Below are 18978 nucleotides of genomic sequence, written 5' to 3' on the forward strand. Positions count from 1 at the left end.
CCTAATGAACACCTTAGCAATGAAACAAGTATATGCGTTCACCATTCTTTTATGTATCGGCACGTTAACATTCGCCCAAAAGGCCAATACCAAAACCCTTGAAAAGTTTACGGAACTGAAGGTCTACGACCGAATTGTAGTTTCCTTGGTAAAAAGCAATGAGAACAAACTCGTAATCACGGGAGACGACCGTGACGAAGTGGAAATATCCAATAAAAACGGACTTCTAAAAATCAAGATGGAGTTTGGTAATTTCATGGACGGCGATGAGGCCAAGGGCACCTTGTACTATACGGAAGACTTGACCTTGTTGGATGCAAATGAAAATGCAAAAATTATTTCTGAAGAAACCTTCAAAGGTTCCAAAGTCGAAATCAAAGGGCAGGAAGGTGGAATCATTGACCTAAAGGTCGATTTGGAGGAGGTCTATGTACGTTCCGTATCCGGAAGTGAAATAACCCTAACGGGAAGCAGTAAAAAACAGGAGGTTTCCGTAAATACGGGCGGAAAGGCCTATTGCAAGGATTTGAATACGGAGATGACCGAAGTAACCGTGATGGCAGGCGGTAGGGCCGATGTCAAAGCCACGGAGGAAGTAAATGCCAAAGTGAAGGCCGGTGGATCCATTTACATCTATGGAAAACCGAAAAATGTGAAAAAGGATAAAGTCTTCGGGGGTAAGATTCAAGAAATGGATTAGTTATTGTCCAATTTCCCTAGCTTCAAAACCCACCAATACATCGCCTAGAAATTCCGGGGTCACTTCAATTGGATTACAACATACCTCGCAATCCTCAATATAGGTCTGTTTGGATATGGAAGGATCCATGAGCATGGAAACCTCTTCCCAACAATAGGGGCATTGAAAAAAGTGTTCGTACATAACTTGATACGATTAATTCCCTTTAAGTCTTTTGGTCAATTCCTCCAAGGTCATCCGTTGCACCAGATTTTCCGCATTGGAACTGAAAATAACCTGATTCCCCAATTTAAGCTCCAATTCATCCTCCTCCCTATCCAAGAATAGGTCTGAAGCTTTGGCCCTGATTTCCTCAAGTTTAATATCAAACCGCTTTTTTAAGGTAATATCGCCATCCGTGCGCGCCAGTTCAAAGCCACTGTAGTCGAACAATCTTTTTAGGCCACTAAAGAATTTGATGCCAACAAAAACGAGTCCCGCCATGGCAAACTTGACGGCCAGGGTAAAAACATCAATTTCATCGCCATTCACAAAGGTCATTATAAGATTTACGACACCGTTGACGCCCAAGAAGAAAATAATGAGCCCCAAAATGACCGCAAAGACATCGGTCAAGGTAGCGTTTAAGGTTCTAGTTACTAAAAATTTAGTATTGGTAGTTTCGGCCTTAAAACCAAAATCCTTCAAAAATTCAAAATTTTTAATTCGGGAAATCTTGTCTTCTATAGCGGCATCGAGTTCCGAGGTATCTGCAATAAGACCTCTCGTACTGATTTCGTCCTTTAAACTTAGTTGGGACTCGAATGTTAATTGGGAATATTGTTCCAACACCTCCAAAAGTTCTTTGTCCGTTTTATCCTTGTACATGGTACTTTACTTTATAATTTGAACTGTGCCGTTTATATTTCAACATTCAGTAACTGTCCTGTAAGTTGGAGTAATTGCAATTCCGCCAATTTGGCGTCATATTTAGCGAAATTCTTATTGGTCTGGGCATTCAATAGATTTATCTGTGCCTGTCTCAACTCAACGGAGGTAATTTGCCCTAGTTTGTATTGTTCATTAGACCGATCAAAATTGTTTTGAGCCGTTATCACATTTTTTTCTTGAAGGGCCAAAATATCCAATCGGTTTTGGTAGTCGTCTTTTGCATTTTCTATATCCCTTTTTACCTCTTGAATGGTCTGTTCCTCCAATATTTCCTGATTGTCCAAGAGAATCCTTGCATTTTTTATTTGGGTGATGCTAGTTCCCCCATTGAACAAATTCCATGTTAAATTAAGACCAGCGGAAACACCTGTAGAAACGTTGGAGGCCAAGAAGTTGGTGGCGGGGAAATTACCTTGGTTCCACCCATAAGACCCCGTAAGTCCCACTGTGGGCAAAAAAACGGACTTACTTGATTTTAAGGTATAATCGTTTATTTTGATATTCTGTTTCATTTGAAGGATGCGTACATTATTCTCTACCCCTACTCCAAGAAATTCTTCCAATCTAATTGAGTTGGTAAAACTAACGACCGTATCTACCTCAAAAGTGGTAAGTAGCTCGCGGTTCAACAGTAGATTTAAATCTCTTTTAGTATTTCTGAGCGTTTGCCGCTCGTTCATAAGATTTATACTATCGTTGACCAAGTCCACCTCTGCATTTAAGACATCCAATTTATTTGTCCGTCCAAATTCGAAACTATATTCTGCCCTTTGCAATCTGTTCTTAGTATTGGAAAATGTTTCCTCTAAAACGTTGATATTCTCGGTAAGTCTTGCCACCTCAAAATATACAGTAAATAACTGCAACATGGTCGTTTCGATAGTTTCCCTTGTTTCCAGTGCACTGAGATTATATTCCTCCTTAAGCCTTTTGAAGTCATACATTCTTCCAAGCCCATCAAAAAGCGTATAATTAAGGTTCAAAGATGCATTGTAACGAGTTGTTTCCGCACCATCTATAGCCCTTACGTTACCATCCTGGAATGTGGCCTCTTGATTGTTTTTATCATAGGATGCACCTGCATTTCCTGTTAAGGAAGGTAAAAAGCCTGAATTCATTAGGCTTTTATTGTTCTCGGCAATCCTTAAATTATTATTGGCAACCAAAATCCCAAAATTATTCTCAAGTGCCTTGGTAATCGCTTCTTCCTTGGAGAGAAGGTCTTCTTGTGCAACAACTAATAAAGAGAATAATAAAAGGAACGTTGTTAATCTAAATCTTGTCATTATATGGTTTCTTCTAATTCTTTATGGTGTGGTTTTTCCTCGATTAGATTTCCGTTCAGGCCATGGTTCTTTTGTCCTTCCAAATGTTCGGACTCCCTTTTTTCCAAAATAGCTCTTTCTACCTCTTCCTTGGTAATCTTATGACCGCTCGCCAACATTTTGTTCTTTGATTTCAATTTATTCCCAAAGGATAGAAACAATGGTAACATCAATAGGGTCAAAACCGTGGCGATGCCAATACCATATGCAATGGATATGGCCATAGGCTTTAGAAACTGTGCCTGTCTGCTTGTCTCCAACATAAGGGGAGCAAGTCCTGCAATGGTCGTTACAGAGGTCAAGAAAATTGCCCTAAACCTTGATTTACCTGCTTCATATATGGCTGCATCAAAGGTCATACCTTCTCTAAGGTTATTATTGAACTTACCGATAAGCACCAGACCATCGTTCACCATAATTCCTATCAAGGCGATGATACCCAAAATGGAAAGTACGTTCAAGGGGAAATCATGTATCCAGTGTCCCCAAGCTACCGCCGTAAAGCTAAAAGGAACCAACAACAATAACATTAATGGCTGACTAAAGCTTCTAAACGTGAATGCAATGGTTATATAAATAAGCAGTAGCACCGATAGGCCCACCACCTTAAGAGAACCGGTGAGTTTGCCCAATTCCCTGTTCTGACCTTCGTAGGAAGCGGTAACGGTAGGATATCTGGACTGAATATCGGGCATAATCACATTTTGGATTTCTGCCATGATCTCCGTTGGGCTATCCTTAATATCCTTCATATCTGCAGAAACCTGAATCTCCCTGCGGCCTTCCAACCTATTGATGGCGACATCGCCACGTTCAATGGAATATTCCGCTATTTCCTTCAAGGGCACCCGATCACCGGAAGGCGTAACGATGCGCATCTCGTCCAAATTTGTAATGGACGACCTGTCTTCCCTATCATATCTGACCCAGACCCTGATTTCATCCTGAGACCTTTGAAAACGCTGAGCCTGTACGCCGAAGAATCCGGCTCGCACCTGATTCATGACCGTTCTCAGGTCCAGCCCCAACAAATAGGCATTTTCCTTTAACTGCAATCTAATTTCTTTGATACCCGCAGGATCGTTGTCCGAAATATCCTTTAAACGGGTATTGTTCTGCAAAATACCTTTAAGCTCGTTCTTGGCCGCCTTGAGCTCCTCAATATTGTTCCCCAATAGGGATACGGAAACGGGCGAACCGCCAAAATTTCCCCCGGAACCATAAATGAGGCTTTCTACGCCAATCACTGGCCCTACCAGTTCCTCTATTCTTCTCGTTACGACATCGGCCACAACGGCATCGGGTCGTTCTTCACCTGGTAATAAGTTGATGGTCAATTGCGCCGTCGAAGATCCGGGCCCTAGTCTACGGATCATGTTTTCAAACATCATCTTATCCGAATTGGGCAAAAATTCCTCCGTAAGTTGCTTATTTACAATTTCGGCTTTTTCCTCAATGAGGCTTATGATGGAATCGGTAATCTTTTCATTGGTACCATTTGGCATCTGCAATTCAATACTAACCCTGTCACTGGCAATCCTAGGAAAAAAAGCTGTGCGTATGATACCACCTCCAAGGGACCCAAAAGTGAGCACAAGAGCCATGGCAAAAAAGCTGAATGTAAGTATTTTGTAACGCATGGCAAATCGCAACGATGGCGCATAGAGCTTATCACGCATCCAAACCATGATCTTGTCCCCAAAATCATTGATGACCCGTAGCTTGGCAAAAGCGCTGGCGGTTCCTTTCTTGGGCTTGTCATCCAAGGGCTGTAAGGCCTTTGAATGTGCCAAGTGTGCTGGTAGTATAATCAAAGCCTCCACTAAAGACACCACCAAGGTTAGAATAACGATGACGGATACCTCTCCAAAAAACTCCCCAATCCTACTATCGAGGAATAAAAAGATGGAGAAGGCCAAAATGGTGGTGATGATGGCCGATATAATTGGGGGCAGTACTTCCATGGTACCATCTACGGCGGCTTGGACAGGGGTTTTCCCCTTTTCATAATGCTGATAAATATTCTCCGCGATCACAATACCGTCGTCTACCAAAATCCCTATTACAATAATCATCCCGAACAAGGACAACACATTAATCGTGACGTTAAAAAATCCGGCGAATACGAACATTCCAAGAAAGGCTACGGGCAATCCAAAAGCTACCCAAAACGCTAACCTGGTATTTAAAAAGAGTGATAGGAATATCAGAACCAAAATCATTCCCATAATGGCGTTTTCGGCGAGTAATTCGGTCCGTTGCACCAATGTTTCGGATTGATCGGAAACAACATCCAATTCCACATTGGAGTACTTTTGGTTGAATTCCTCCACATAGGCCTTAACATCGGTGGCAGATTGTATCAAATCCTCCGTATTGGTACTGGTGATGGATACGTTTACGGACAGATTACCGTCAAAGTAACTGGCGTTGGGGTCTTCTGCGAACCTATCGCGAATTTCCGCAACATCCTTCAAACGCACGGTACTACCGGATACATCAGCACGAACGATCAGATTGGAAAGCTCATCGCCATAATAAGACCGATTGTTGGCGCGAATCAAGTATTCCTCCGCATCCGTTTTTATGTTACCACCGGTAACCAAAATATTTGCATTGCCTACGGCAGTAGCGACTTCCTGAAATGAAATTCCATAGGCCAATAAGTTGTTTTCGTTAACGGCAATTTCAATTTCTTCCTGCGGAAACCCAGAAATCTCTATCTGGGAAATTCCGGGTATGGCCCTTAAATCGTTCTCAATCTGCCTACCCACATTTTTCAAAGTGGCCAAAGGAATATCCTCACCACTAATGGCGAAGGAAATCGTTTGCCGAACCGCTTCCAATTTGGACACTATCAAAGGCTCCATGCCGGTTGGAAAGGTAGGTACCCTGTCCACGGCATTTTTTACCTCAAGCAGCATGAAATCGATATCCCTTCCTTTTTCTATTTCGATGTTAATGGTACCACTATTTTCCCTAGATGTGGAAGTGACACGATCCACCCCTTCCAAACCTTTTAGGTTATCCTCTATTTTAAGTACGATACCTTCCTCCACCTCTTGTGGTGAGGCACCCGGGTAGGTAATGCTAATGGAAATGTTCTTGGAATCAGTTAATGGAAAAAAAGAGGATTTCAGGGACTTGTACCCCACGATGCCAAAAAGGGCAAAGGAAATAACTACCACGTTTACGGCGACATGGTATCTAATAAAGTATTCAATGATCTTTCGCATTATCCTTTAGAGTTATCTGGTTGGTCTTCGTATACCTTTACGGCCATACCCGTATATGCACCGATCAATGGCTTGGACATAATTGTCATTCCATTGGGAACATCCTTCAAAACAACACTTTTTTCAGAAAAATAGACTGGCTTTACATCAATAAGGTCCAATACGGAATCACGAACTACGAATATTTTATTACCTTCCAAAAGCAGGCTTCTATCTATTTCGATGGCATTTTCTTCCTTTTTGGCATCCAGATTCGCCTCTAGGTACATACCTTCCCGAAGTTTGTCGTTGTCCACTTCTATGTAGGCCTTAATTGTCTGAGAAGCCTGGTCAACCCTTCCATTAATTCTGGTAACCTTACCTGTATAGACTTCTTCGCCGTCCAAACTGGTCAATTCCACGGATTCGCCCACCTTTAATAAATCAGTGAACGATTTACTTACCGAAACTTCCAATTCGTAAACACCTGGATTGATGAACTCGCCCAATTTCTGACCAGATCTTACCAATGTACCTTCCGTTACCAGAGCTTCGGTCAATACGCCGGTAAAAGGAGCGACTATCCTATATTTTGATAGCCGTTGCTCCAGGTTCTTTACATTGTAGTAACTGGAAAGAATACCTCTTCCCGTGATAAAGAAACGCTCACTTTCTGAAGTCATTTCGGGCAATTTTGGTGTACTCTTGGAAAGGTCGAAACCGTTTAGGTACTTCTGCCATTTTGGATAAAAATCCGGGTAGTCCAAGCGTAAATCCGGCATAATGGATGTTAGCTCATTGTAAAGGTTACTCTTGGCGGATTGTACACTTGCAGTGTATTCATCGGCATCAATACTGATGATGGTTTCACCTTGGTTATAGGCCTGACCTTCCTTGAACAATTTGCTGCCCCTTCTAAAGACACCCTGCACTTCGGCATACAATTCAACCCGCTGTTTTGCCCTAAGATTTCCGTTAGCGGATACAACGATGGGAATGGTCTTGTTTTCAACTACTTCAGTAAAAACGGTCTTTACTACCTTTTGGGCGCGTGGCTTAAAGACCTTTTTATTGTCTATAATGACTTTCGCCAAAAAAAATGAAGCTACTATTAATACGATACCTAGTCCGGTAAAGATGATTTTTCGCATTTTGGTTTTGGTTTTAACAATTGATTTTTTAAAACGACTACAAATATATTTCTGTCTATGTGAAACAATTATTTTATGTACATGAAACGTCCAAATTGATTTGTGAAATGACCTTAAGCTTTACCCAATTTTTTGGATTATGGTTCAAGTACGCTTCAATATGCTCCAAACATGAATAGTAACCCTATAAAAAGTTAACTAGATTAAATTCAGTGATTTAGGATGAAATTAAACGGTTTTAAACGGCGAAACTACAAAAAATCGGTTCCCGTATATTCTTTACAGGAGGTTAAAAATTTCATAAAACTTGAAAAACTGCAACTGAAGTAAATGAAACTTACGTGTAGACGATTAACGTAAAAACTAAAAAGAGGTGCTTAAAGCAACTCTTTTAAATAGTTTAGTTCGTAGATTTTAATTTTTTGAGTAATCAAATTTTGTATCTGCCATTCTTGGTTTGCTAAACCCGATCTTATCCCTAATTTGAATATTCATAATCAAGTCATAACTGTCAAAGCTAACCAGACCTTAGGATTTTGAGATCTAAAAGCCCTTATGAAATAAGATTGTTCCTATGCAATTGTACCAATTCAAGGTGTTCCAAATTAGTGATACTTTCAGGTAGGTTTCCCTCAAAGCTATTATAGGACAATACCATTTCCTCCAAATGCACCATATTTTCCATTTCAAGTTTGATTTCGCCACAAAGCCAATTTCCAAATAACTACACCTGTTCCAATTCCATAAGGCAGAAAAGACCTTGGAGCAGGGAACCGGTAAAATAATTACAGGAAAGGATTAGTATTTTTAATGCCTTGGCATTCCCAATTTTACCTGGAATAACTCCTCCCAATTAATTATTAAAAAGGCTCAATTCCGTTAGCTTGCAATCCATAGAAATCTCTTTGGGCAATGTACCTGAAACGAATTCATTTCTAGTCGTAATATTCTTAAACGCGAAGTATTGAAAAGGAAAAAAGGAAGCGTACCATTTAAATCGTTAAAAGCTAGATTTAGGCTATCTAAGTATGGTAGGTTCTGAAAATTTTTCGGTAGTTCGCCTTTTAGTCAATTATAATAAAAATTTATGGAAATGACATGACCATTTTCTACCCGAATTCCTTGCCATGACGATACTTCTTCCTGCAAGTTCTAAGTGATCGCCCAAGATTCATCAGATGTTCTAACATAAAGTTCCTCCAAGGCTTTGCGCGCCAGTCTAGGGACTCGCGGATGAAGAATGTTATTGAAAAAATGAGGACTACACCAAAGCTTAGCTTACATAGGAGTCTTTTTTTTTTACTATATTATTGAACCAACCGTTGTCCATTTTCCTAATCTTTTGTAAAAGCTACTGAATACATCTAAAGCTCGAAATCAGAGGCTTTTATTTTATCCAAAAAAACAAAAAGAGGTGCTACCAACACCTCTTTTTTCACCAAACTAACTAAAAGTGTAAACTACTCTTAATTTTCTACGTCTTCGTATTTTGTATCGGCCATTCGAGTCTTATCCAACTTAAGCTCCTTAAAATCAAGGTTTTTATCGAACCCATCATAGTCGAATACCAAATACTCCCTAGTCTTTAATATTTCAAGATTCTTAAAGGATGAAAAATTATTGTTCTGTATTTGAAAAATCTGGAGGCTTGCCAATTGATTGAATTCTTCTGGAATTTCACCGTTCAAGCTATTATTTGCCAAGACCAGTTCCTTTAATTTTGTCAAACGACCAATTTCCCCTGGGATGGATCCTTCCAAGGTATTTTCGAAAAGTCCCAATGTTTCCAATTGTGTCAATTGTCCAAGAGATTCCGGAATGGTTCCATTTAGGGAGTTACTGGAAAGGTTAAGAATTTTTAAATTACTTATGTCACCAATACTCTCCGGTATACCTCCAGAAAGAAAATTATTGAAAGCGGTCAGTTCCACTAAGTTCGATAGTCCGCCAATATTAGTTGGAATTCCTCCCTTTAACCTATTCATCTCCAACTTTAAAACCCTTAAATGTGACAATTGTACCAAGTCTCCCGGTAATTCCCCCGTAATTGAATTAAACGCCAAATTCAACACCTTGAGATTTTCCAATTTAGAAATTCCAACCGGTAAGGGACCCATCAAATTATTATGGAATAAGTTGATTTCAACGACCTTGTCGTCTTCAATCTTAACACCGTACCATTCTGAGACTGGCTTTTTCAAATCCCACTTTCGAATCCAATGTGCCCCGTTTGTGCTATTATAGAGCGCAATCAAAGCCTTTTTTTCAGTTTTTGAAACTTTGGCCATACCAAGACTGGAAATTAACATGAATATGGATAACAGTACGTATAGATTCTTCATATATGATGAAATTATGTGTTCTTAACTAGGATTAAGAATTATCTTACAAATTTCTAACATAAACGATAAAGAGCCAAAAATTATCGTTCAACGCATACATTTTGTTGTGAAACTTCCGGAAAACGTTGTGAAACTACGAATGTAGTAGGTCAAGGTTATTGTATACTTTCAATTTCCAAGGTAAGGCTTTCCCATTTATCCATGTGTTTTTCAAGCTTTGCCTTTTTAGCTTGATATTCATCAAAAAAGTTGGGCTTGGCAATGGTGGCGTCATAATTCATCAACAACTCGTGATCTATCTTTTTTATCTCCTTCTCAAGAGCGGAAATTTTACTTTCCAATCCGCTGAGTTGGTTTTTAAGGCTCTTCAGTTGTTTTTGGTCATCAAAAGAAGTGTTTTTCCGTTCCATGGGTTTCACTTCCTTTTTTTCCTCCCGCTTTTCTATACTTCTAAAGTCATTGACCTTACGCTGTTCCAGATAAAAATCGATATCCCCAAGATACTCCTTGATTCGCTTGTCCTTAAACTCATAGACCTTGTTGGTCAATCCCTGAAGAAAATCCCGATCGTGGGAAACCAGAATAAGCGTTCCCTCAAAATTTAGACAGGCCTGTTTCAGTACATTTTTTGATTTGATGTCCAAGTGGTTGGTAGGTTCGTCCATTACCAAAACGTTGAAAGGCTGTAAGAGCATTTTGGCTAGGGCGAGTCGGTTTCGTTCCCCACCGGAAAGCACCTTCACGTATTTTTCAACATCATCTCCCCGGAACAAAAATGAACCCAAGATATCACGCACCTTACTTCGGTTGGACTCATTGGCGGCATCTATCATGGTATCCAAAATAGTCTTGTCCCCATCCAAATATTCCGCTTGGTTCTGGGCAAAATAACCTATCTGGACATTGTGCCCCAGCTTAAGATGGCCTTTATGCTCCAGTTCCCCCACAATAATTTTGGCCAAGGTGGATTTTCCCTGTCCGTTCTGACCCACAAAGGCCGTCTTACTATCACGCTCCACCAGCAGGTCCACATTTTCCAGGACCTTTTTTTCACCATAGGATTTGGATAGGTTCTCCATCTCTACCACCACCTTGCCCGGCGTTACGGAAACAGGAAACCGAAGGCTCATCACACTGTTATCATCCTCATCGACTTCGATGCGTTCTATCTTATCCAGTTTTTTTATGAGCGATTGGGCCATAGAAGCTTTAGTAGATTTGGCCCTAAATTTCTCTATGAGTCGTTCTGCCTGTTGTATTTCGCGATCCTGGTTCTTTTGTGCGCTCAACTGTTGTTGGCGAATCTCTTCCCTAAGGACCAAATATTTTGAGTAGGGCTTGTTATAGTCATAAATCCTTCCCAAGGAAATCTCAATAGTTCTGTTGGTGACGTTATCCAAGAACATTTTATCGTGCGAAACGATCATGACCGCTCCGGTATAATTGTTCAAAAATTGCTCGAACCAGATGATGGATTCAATATCCAAGTGGTTGGTAGGCTCATCCAGAAGCAGCACATCGTTATTTTGCAACAACAATTTTGCCAGTTCGATACGCATGCGCCACCCCCCGGAAAAGGTTTCGGTCTTTTTGTCAAAATCGGCTCTTTTAAAACCAAGGCCCTGTAATATTTTTTCCGTTTCGCCCTGATAGTTGTATCCGCCCAAAATTTCATAGTGGGAAGTTACATCGCTCAAATCGATGATGAGCTGGTTGTAGCCTTCGCTTTCATAATCGGTACGTTCCGCCAGTTGATAGTTGATTTCGTCCATTTTAGCCTCCAGCACCTTTAGTTCCTCAAATGCTTGATAGGCCTCCTCCAGGACCGTCCTTCCCAGTTCAAAGTCGATATCCTGACGCAAAAACCCGATCTTAATATCCTTTTCAACGGCAATGGTGCCGGAGTCTATCGGCATTTGCTTGGCCAGTAATTTAAGCAGTGTTGACTTTCCCGCGCCATTTTTTCCTACGAGCCCTACCCTATTTCCGGCATTTAACCGAAAGGAGATTTCCTCAAATAAATATTCCCCGCCAAATGAAACGGATAAGTTGTGAATGTTAAGCATTCTATCTAATTTTTAATATCGACAAGAAACCGGCATATTAGGTTTATATACTGTCCTTTTTTTGGATGTGCAAAGGTCAAAAAAAGGATTTTAACTCGATAGAAATTTATAAAGAAGTTCCCGTATTATTTAAGTATTGTACTATGGATACGCCAATGTGATTAGTTTGACAGCAAACTAAGAAATCTATGGATATCAACTTCAGGGTCCAATGATGTTCCTTTTTCAATAGAATTAAATAATTCCAAGGCCACCCAAGGTGCAATCATGACACCATGGGAACCAAAACCATTGATAATATGAAGATTTTTGTGATTTGGATGTGTACCTACTAAGGGTCTCCTGTCCTTGACCGTAGGCCTGACCCCTGCAACATGCCCTACCACTTCATAGGAACAATTCACTATACCCTCCAGTTTTTTGAGCAGTTCTATCTTGGTTGCTTCCGATGGTCTATTGTCCTTGTCTACCGGATTATAGTTTGCCCCTACCAAATACCGATTATTCCCTAGTGGTATTACAAAGACGGATGACTTTACGGCGTTTTTTTCCGATAATTCCTTGGATTCGATGATGAGATACTCCCCCTTTGAGCCTTGTACCGGAAGATAATTAAAGAAGGGATTTTTCGTTACCCCGAAACCTTCGGCAAAAACAAGGTTCTTGGCCTTTACACCTTTATATTCCAAATGCTCCAACCTTATCTGCAGCTTAGAATAATCAAATGTTTCCAATGAGAATTGATCCGATGCAAGTATTTTTATTTGATAGGCAGTTAGGAATTCTTCGGTCCTTAATCGGTACGCACCGTTCAATACACCAAAATCATAGGGAGCATTCAACGCTGGATTGGTATTCCTTAAGAGTTGGGAGGATAAAAATTGATTTAAATGTTCCTTGTCCGATGCTTCAAACCATAAATTTTGCTCCTCAATGGAACTGAATTTGCGCAAAATGGGTTGCTCGATCAGAAAGGATTTTCCCAATTCACTTTCGATTTCCTCATAAAACCTTTTGGAAAACGGTAATAGACTATGGGCTCTCCAGGCCAAATTGAACCGCTTTAAAATAACAGGATTGGACAGGCCCGCAGCCACTTTTGAGGAAGTCTGGGATTGGTCGCTAAAGACATGAAAACTTTTTTGATTGCGTCTAAGGGTCTCACAAAAAGCGGCTCCTGCCAAACCGAGGCCTACAAGGATATAATCTACCATTTGGCAAAAATAGCCATAAACAAAAAGCTCCGATACTTATCGGAGCTTATATTGTTGAATTGGAATTTTTTTTTTGACCTAGTAGGCCCACATATCTTGTTCCCTGTCCCTAATGGTTTCCTTGATACGTTTTGCTTCCAGCAATTGGAAAAGCGCATTGTCCGCAATGTAATCACTGACCTTGCGGTCTCCGTGAACGTTATCCTCTTTATAGATAACGGCATTAAACCTTCTTGCGTTCAACAACATATCAAAAGAGATGGGCTGGGCGGAATTTTGCTGGTTGAAGACCTTGGCCTCGTGCAAAATTTCACGGGCATCCGGGTACCATACCCAGAACAGCTCCACCATATCCGGATTATCATCGTCGATGAAGTTTACGTCCGGAGCAACCGGGGCAATCCCCAACAAACGATATTTTAACTCTCCCTGCCTTTTATCAAAATACCACATGCCTTTAATATGGTATTCCTCAATTTCACCTGCAGTTATGTTTCTTCGGGTAATGTACTCTGCAGAAACCTGCTCCCCGGCATTCATTTGCTCATACCCATAGTCCAAAGTATCTACGGATTGCAATGCACCTGCAAGGTCATTATAAGTTCTTTTTTCTGTAAAATAGGAATCCGTATAGGCTTCCAGTTTACCTTCCCTAAGATTTTTGATCAATACATGGTATAGGGACCTTCTATTTTTTCCGATATCCATCGTATCCGTAGGATAGTAAAGCGGGAAATTTACCCTTTCGTCCAAATCAATGGTTTCCCATAGCGTCTTGGACCAAAGAATATCCCTATCGTCCACATAACCATATTCTAAAGGAGCGTCATTATCCACAGCTTTCTGTTCCTCGGTACGCACTCCTATATCCTCAGGTTTTTTAGCGTTAAGGATATTGGCCTGGGCCATCATGGAGGCAGGCAACAATGTTACCGCACCCATTAGTAAAACATTTTTCCAATTCATTCTTATAAAACTTTAAAATTAACCGGGCAACCATTTGCTGGTTACCCGGTAGTATTCATTATTTTAATTTGTAATCTCCACAACAACCGGAGATACTTTCTTCAACTTGTAACTTTTGTTATTTGTAATGTAAGCCTCTATATCAAAGATTTGTACCACATCACCTCGACCTGCACGTTTAAGGGCGGCTTTGGCTCTACCATCCAACTTGTCACCGTTTACAGTAACTGTTGGTTGACCAGGCACCTTGAATTTAAATCCGCTAACAGCAAGGTTCAAGTCAAAATCAAAGTCATCCAACATAGCGCCAATGGTAGCAATCTCCACATTTGCCCTAGGAAGTTTAATACTACCTGCCTGTCTGCTAAGAGTACCTTCTGGTCTTGGAATGTCCTTAATTCTAAATTCAGATTTGGAGGAAACAGTCTGCCCATCAGGTAATGTACCAGAGGCGGAAATCGTTACCGTTCTACCAGTACCTGGGTTCATTACATAGTTGCTGCCTCCTACTGATTTTAAACCTGGAGCAGATGCAGTAACTTTGTTATTTGGAATACCAGGGATGGAAATTGACATTGGGTTTGCCACGCCACGATACACCACGTTCATTTTATCCGCAGCGATCAAAGCGGCGTTTGGCTTGGAAATAGTTGCAAAAGAGTTACTAACAGGTACCTCGATTTCCTCACCATCCTGCATAAAATAAATAGTACCTTCCACTTTGTGGTCTCCTGCATTTCCTGCACCGATCAACATTTTCACGCCACCTGCTTCCAATTTATAGTCCGTCCCTTCGGAAAGTTTTCTACCGTCCAAAGTCAATTCAGCTCTCACTGGAGTTGAGGTGTTATCCGTTTTGCTTATGATGATTTTACCATCGTACTTTTCACCGGCATAGTATGCAGATTTAGAAGCCGAAAGTGAAGTTGCAAAGTTCTTTAAGGAAACTTGGCTTGTTAACTCTCCTTCCAACATAGATTTCAATGCAGCTTCTTCCGTAGCCTTAACATCGGCCTGTAAAGAAGTCAACTTGGCCAAAGAGGCAACCAAAGGATACCCTTCATAGTGGTAGTTGATCCAATCCTGCTTGGTTCCGTCCCTTTTCTCGACCTTACCGTTTTCATCGCCAGTTTTAAAACGATCGATAACGGATTGCTTTAGCGTAGCTGGAACGATTGCGGCTACTTGATCTCTATATTCGGTCAATCTATTCATAAATTCCTGGCCGCCTTCGGATAGATTGTCACCCTGAAAGAATTTTTGATCCAAATAATCTGAATTGTCCATACGGGCATAATCTGTGGGATCTTCCAATCCTTCGGTCATACCGTCCTTAAGGGATTCCAAATAGTCGAAATACTCTTGGGACATTGCTTTGATCTTCTGTGCATTCTGATACAGCTTTTCATATTTGGCCGCATCTTCAGATGCCTTAGTTTCCAGACTACCCAAGAACGCTTCGTTACTTGCGGTCGTCTTTTCGTTAGAAGTCTCCAGCTTTTCGTTCATAATACCGAATGCCGCTAGTACTTCTTTACTCATATTTAACGCCAGCATTGCGATGAAGATCAAATACATAAGGTTGATCATCTTCTGACGTGGTGTTGCTTTTCCTCCTGCCATGGTTTTTTTAATTAGATTTTAATTAATACTGATTTGGTTTGGTTTACTTAAAATCCAATTTAGTTTCTGTTCATTGCGGACAACATTCCACCATAAACACCATTTAAAGAAGAAAGGTTTGTAGACAATGAAGCCATTTGCTCCTTAAGTGCACTTGCGTTTTGTACTACTTCCTCGTTAACGGAAGCTTGTCTGCTAGCACTCTCTAATTGTACTTTATAAAGACTGTTCAAAGATTCCATCTGAGCGGCAGCCTGTACCATTTCCTCAGAATACTTTCTAGTAGATTCCATAGCATCTACGGTTGGTGCAATACCTTTGGCGGCACCTTCAAAGTTCTTAATACTGGTACCTAAACTTTCCATTAGGTTGGCATCTACACCTGCCTCTTTTAACAAATCATCCAATTTTTTGGACAAAGAAGTTTCGGCTTCCTTAATTTCGGCCACTTCATTTTTTCTAGCCTTGGCTTCACCTCCAGCTAATTCTGGGTATACCAAAGACCAATCCAATTCGTCGTCTACAGGTTCGAATGCACTGATCGCAAAGATTAGGGCTTCTGTAATAAGACCAATAGCCAATAAAAGTCCACCTGTTAAAGGTCCAAATTCCCAGTGAAGGATTTTAAACAATGCACCTATAATTACGACTGATGCTCCAAGCCCGTAGGCCATGTTGAATAATTTTTTTGTTGATTTTGACTGTGCCATGATTTAATTTTAATTTAAAGGTTTAATACTAAAGATTTGGTTACTAATTAATTAATTTAATATGAATAGTTTACTTGTTTACTGTGTTGAATCTTCCTCGCCCATGTAATCCTGTACTGTCCTAAAGCCTATGTAACTACGTGCGGAATCTGCATATTCGTAATCCCTTGTACTTACTTGTAAGAAGTAGGCAACATCCTTCCAGGAACCTCCTCGTATTACTTTTCTGGTATTTGACTGATCACCACCGTTAGGATTCATTGTGGACACGTAGTCGTAAGCACTAGGGTCATAACTAGAGTTTGTCCACTCAGATACGTTACCGGCCATATTGTAGAGATTAAAGTCGTTTGGCTCATAGGATTTGGCTTCTACGGTGTATAGCGCTGCATCCGCTGCATAATCCCCTCGCTGAGGTTTAAAGTTGGCCATAAAGCAACCTGTATCACTGATTACATAAGGTCCGCCCCAAGGGTATGTTCCACCTTCGATTCCACCTCTGGCCGCATATTCCCATTCGGCTTCTGTTGGCAATCTAAACTGGTTTACGAACTGTTTTCCACGACTTTTCTGGTCATCGTTCTTGAACTTGGTCCTCCAGTTACAGAATGCCTTGGCCTGCTGCCAGGAGATACCTACTACAGGATAATCGCTGTAGGCATCGTGCCAGAAATAATCGTTGTGCATTGGCTCGTTGTATGAGTATTCGAAATCCCTGATCCAAACGGTCGTATCAGGATAGATTTCCAATTCTTCCGTACGGATGAAATCCTTTCTACTTCCCTTGCCTTTTTTGGCGGCACGGGCAGCAGCCTCAATATCCATCCAGCTATACTTGTATTTTAACTTTGTTACGTCGATGCTTCTTTGGCCATTATAGGACTCCTCTTCTGGTATGTATAGGGAATCCATAACTTCGGCATAATATTCATCCGGATATTCAGAAGTGTCCCAAATAAGATCTTCGTCCTTATTCAAGGCCCTTCCCTCATAACCTGTTTCACCCATACCGGAATAGTTGTCCAACATATATTTGTCATAAACAGATGATTTTGTGGTATCCGCATCCTTAAAGGCATACTCGCCAATTCCACCATCTTCCGGTCCAATTCCCAATTCATCGGCCAAAATCGCCAAACGGGTTCTTGTGATGGAATCCTTTACCCATTCTACGAACTGACGGTACTCACTGTTCGTTATTTCAGTATCGTCCATGTAAAAGGAACGAACCGTTACTGTTTTGGTAGGGGCGTTTAACACTTTGGCCTGGTCTTCTTCACTTTTACCCATAATGAAAGAACCCCTTGGGATAAGTTCCATTCCATATGGTTTTTCGGGATACCATTTTTTGCCCTGGACGCCGACTAGCTCTCCTTTAGTCTTTGACCCACAACTCGTGAGCAAAAAAAACAAACGCTATAGATGATAACAATAGCTTCTTCATACTTTAGGTTAAATTTCGATTATGGTTAAAATGCAAATACTATAATGTTATTCTAACTCTTAAAACTATCTTTTGAATAAATTATTGTATTATTAATTTTATGTCTTACTAATTTTTCAATTAATTAAAGCCCTTTTTATAGGCCTTAAACCACCGTTCAGGAATTTTTTGGTCACATGCGTCCAAATAATCCTGCTCTGTGCAAGGTAATAACGCAGGTGTACCTTCTTTAGTATGCGAAGAAAAAATAGATGGCACCTCTACCCACCATCTTTCGGTAAGAAGGCTCTTGTAGAAAATGAGCTCCTCTTCCTCATTGGGTACATTGTACTTGGTAAAGTCGTCCGTTTTGGAATAGGGAGACTCCTTGATCCTGTAATTGATACCCTCAATGAAATACCATATAATTTGTGCCAGAAGTTGTTGGCACTGGATGTTGTTTTCCATTTCAAAAATACCGAATGCCATGACCCGCTCACTGATACCGGCGTATCTGGCAATGGCACAGATTTCCCTTCCCGTAAAACCGTTTGGGGAAAAATTACCTGAAAATCCAATTTCACTGGCTTTGATAGCCCTGGCGTCCAAACTTACCATATGGGCGTTTCTAAGCACCGGCTCTGCCAAGGAAAGTTCGTGGGCAATCTCACCCAACCTGTAGGAATCAAAAAATAGCCGCTCCATAAGATCCACTTCCTCTTGGGCATTGAAGTAGCTCTGATAACCAATATTGGAAAAGTTGAAAAGGTTGTTGGGTTTATCGGTAATGATCTTGCTCATGTAGGAATGGGAAGAAATCAACTCGTCATCGATGCCAAAATCGAACCGACTGTCAACCGCGACCATATTTATCATATCCTTGATACCGTCAAAAGCCCGGTAAACCGGATAGGTAATGTCCTGCGTGGCACCCAATAGTATAGGTATCACATTTTCTTCCAACAGGCCAGCGGTCACTTCCTTTACTACAAAATAAGTATCCTCAACGGTTTCTCCTTCCTCCAAATCTCCAAGGTCTACAATGGTAGTATCCCAGTTACCCAGCATCAATTTGTATAATTGTAATCGAATGCCCGATACATCCAAAGTTTCCAGTTTTTTCTCGTAAGCATTTCTGGACTCCTTGACTCCAAATATGGCGACGGTGGCATTTGCCAAAACCGGCAATCCATCCTTTTCCGTATGTATATGGGTATTTCTACCAATGGCCTGTGCGGGCAGTAATTCACAATGGGCAAGTACCTTATCTTCTACTGGGACTAAAAAATCAAAAGCCATGTGGGTTACGCGGT

Annotated in this window: 14 protein-coding genes and 1 pseudogene; 1 reads left to right on the top strand and 14 read right to left on the bottom strand. The window is 40.9% G+C overall.

The features are described from left to right. Window positions 1-4: 4 nt before the first annotated feature. A complete protein-coding gene (locus PP181_RS08485; protein ID WP_272636751.1) occupies window positions 5-700 on the top strand; it encodes a head GIN domain-containing protein in 696 nt (231 codons plus the stop codon). On the opposite strand, the gene PP181_RS08490 is transcribed toward PP181_RS08485, so the two are convergent. From PP181_RS08490 to PP181_RS08555, 14 genes and pseudogenes are all read right to left on the bottom strand, one after another. Continuing rightward, a complete protein-coding gene (locus PP181_RS08490) occupies window positions 701-883 on the bottom strand; it encodes a CPXCG motif-containing cysteine-rich protein (protein ID WP_272636752.1) in 183 nt (60 codons plus the stop codon). Window positions 884-895: 12 nt separating this feature from the next. Continuing rightward, on the bottom strand, window positions 896-1567 hold the full coding sequence (locus PP181_RS08495; protein WP_154918161.1) for a hypothetical protein: 672 nt from the start codon (window positions 1565-1567) through the stop codon (window positions 896-898). Window positions 1568-1599: 32 nt separating this feature from the next. Beyond that, complete coding sequence (locus PP181_RS08500) at window positions 1600-2916, bottom strand: TolC family protein (protein ID WP_154918159.1); 1317 nt, start codon at window positions 2914-2916, stop codon at window positions 1600-1602. Then, window positions 2916-6191 carry an efflux RND transporter permease subunit gene (locus tag PP181_RS08505; protein WP_272636753.1) on the bottom strand — a complete coding sequence of 1092 codons (3276 nt, stop codon included), beginning with the start codon at window positions 6189-6191 and terminating at the stop codon, window positions 2916-2918. Before PP181_RS08505 ends, PP181_RS08500 begins: the two co-directional genes overlap by 1 nt. Continuing rightward, on the bottom strand, window positions 6191-7321 hold the full coding sequence (locus PP181_RS08510; RefSeq protein ID WP_272636754.1) for an efflux RND transporter periplasmic adaptor subunit: 1131 nt from the start codon (window positions 7319-7321) through the stop codon (window positions 6191-6193). The genes PP181_RS08505 and PP181_RS08510 overlap by 1 nt, the downstream gene beginning before the upstream one ends. 553 nt (window positions 7322-7874) lie before the next feature. Continuing rightward, on the bottom strand, window positions 7875-8006 hold the full coding sequence (locus PP181_RS08515; RefSeq protein ID WP_262713839.1) for a hypothetical protein: 132 nt from the start codon (window positions 8004-8006) through the stop codon (window positions 7875-7877). A 781-nt stretch (window positions 8007-8787) separates the two neighbouring features. Next, entirely contained in the window at window positions 8788-9663 is an 876-nt protein-coding gene (locus PP181_RS08520) for a hypothetical protein (RefSeq protein ID WP_138257121.1), read from the bottom strand. Window positions 9664-9818: 155 nt separating this feature from the next. Further along, window positions 9819-11729 carry an ABC-F family ATP-binding cassette domain-containing protein gene (locus tag PP181_RS08525; RefSeq protein ID WP_272636755.1) on the bottom strand — a complete coding sequence of 637 codons (1911 nt, stop codon included), beginning with the start codon at window positions 11727-11729 and terminating at the stop codon, window positions 9819-9821. A gap of 161 nt (window positions 11730-11890) precedes the next feature. Beyond that, complete coding sequence (locus PP181_RS08530) at window positions 11891-12943, bottom strand: NAD(P)/FAD-dependent oxidoreductase (protein ID WP_272636756.1); 1053 nt, start codon at window positions 12941-12943, stop codon at window positions 11891-11893. Window positions 12944-13021: 78 nt separating this feature from the next. Beyond that, window positions 13022-13909 carry a type IX secretion system ring protein PorN/GldN gene (gene porN / locus PP181_RS08535; protein WP_154918149.1) on the bottom strand — a complete coding sequence of 296 codons (888 nt, stop codon included), beginning with the start codon at window positions 13907-13909 and terminating at the stop codon, window positions 13022-13024. A 63-nt stretch (window positions 13910-13972) separates the two neighbouring features. Continuing rightward, window positions 13973-15532, bottom strand: coding sequence for a type IX secretion system motor protein PorM/GldM (gene porM / locus PP181_RS08540; protein WP_138257117.1), 1560 nt, complete (start codon window positions 15530-15532; stop codon window positions 13973-13975). A gap of 59 nt (window positions 15533-15591) precedes the next feature. Then, entirely contained in the window at window positions 15592-16242 is a 651-nt protein-coding gene (gene porL, locus PP181_RS08545; protein WP_138257116.1) for a type IX secretion system motor protein PorL/GldL, read from the bottom strand. A gap of 78 nt (window positions 16243-16320) precedes the next feature. Next, window positions 16321-17686: pseudogene (gene porK / locus PP181_RS08550) on the bottom strand (type IX secretion system lipoprotein PorK/GldK). A gap of 120 nt (window positions 17687-17806) precedes the next feature. Continuing rightward, entirely contained in the window at window positions 17807-18964 is a 1158-nt protein-coding gene (locus PP181_RS08555; protein ID WP_154918144.1) for a formimidoylglutamase, read from the bottom strand. Between the last annotated feature and the right edge of the window lie 14 nt (window positions 18965-18978).

It is taken from the genome of Maribacter sp. PR66 (assembly GCF_028464205.1).
Taxonomy (GTDB): Bacteria; Bacteroidota; Bacteroidia; order Flavobacteriales; family Flavobacteriaceae; genus Maribacter; species Maribacter flavus.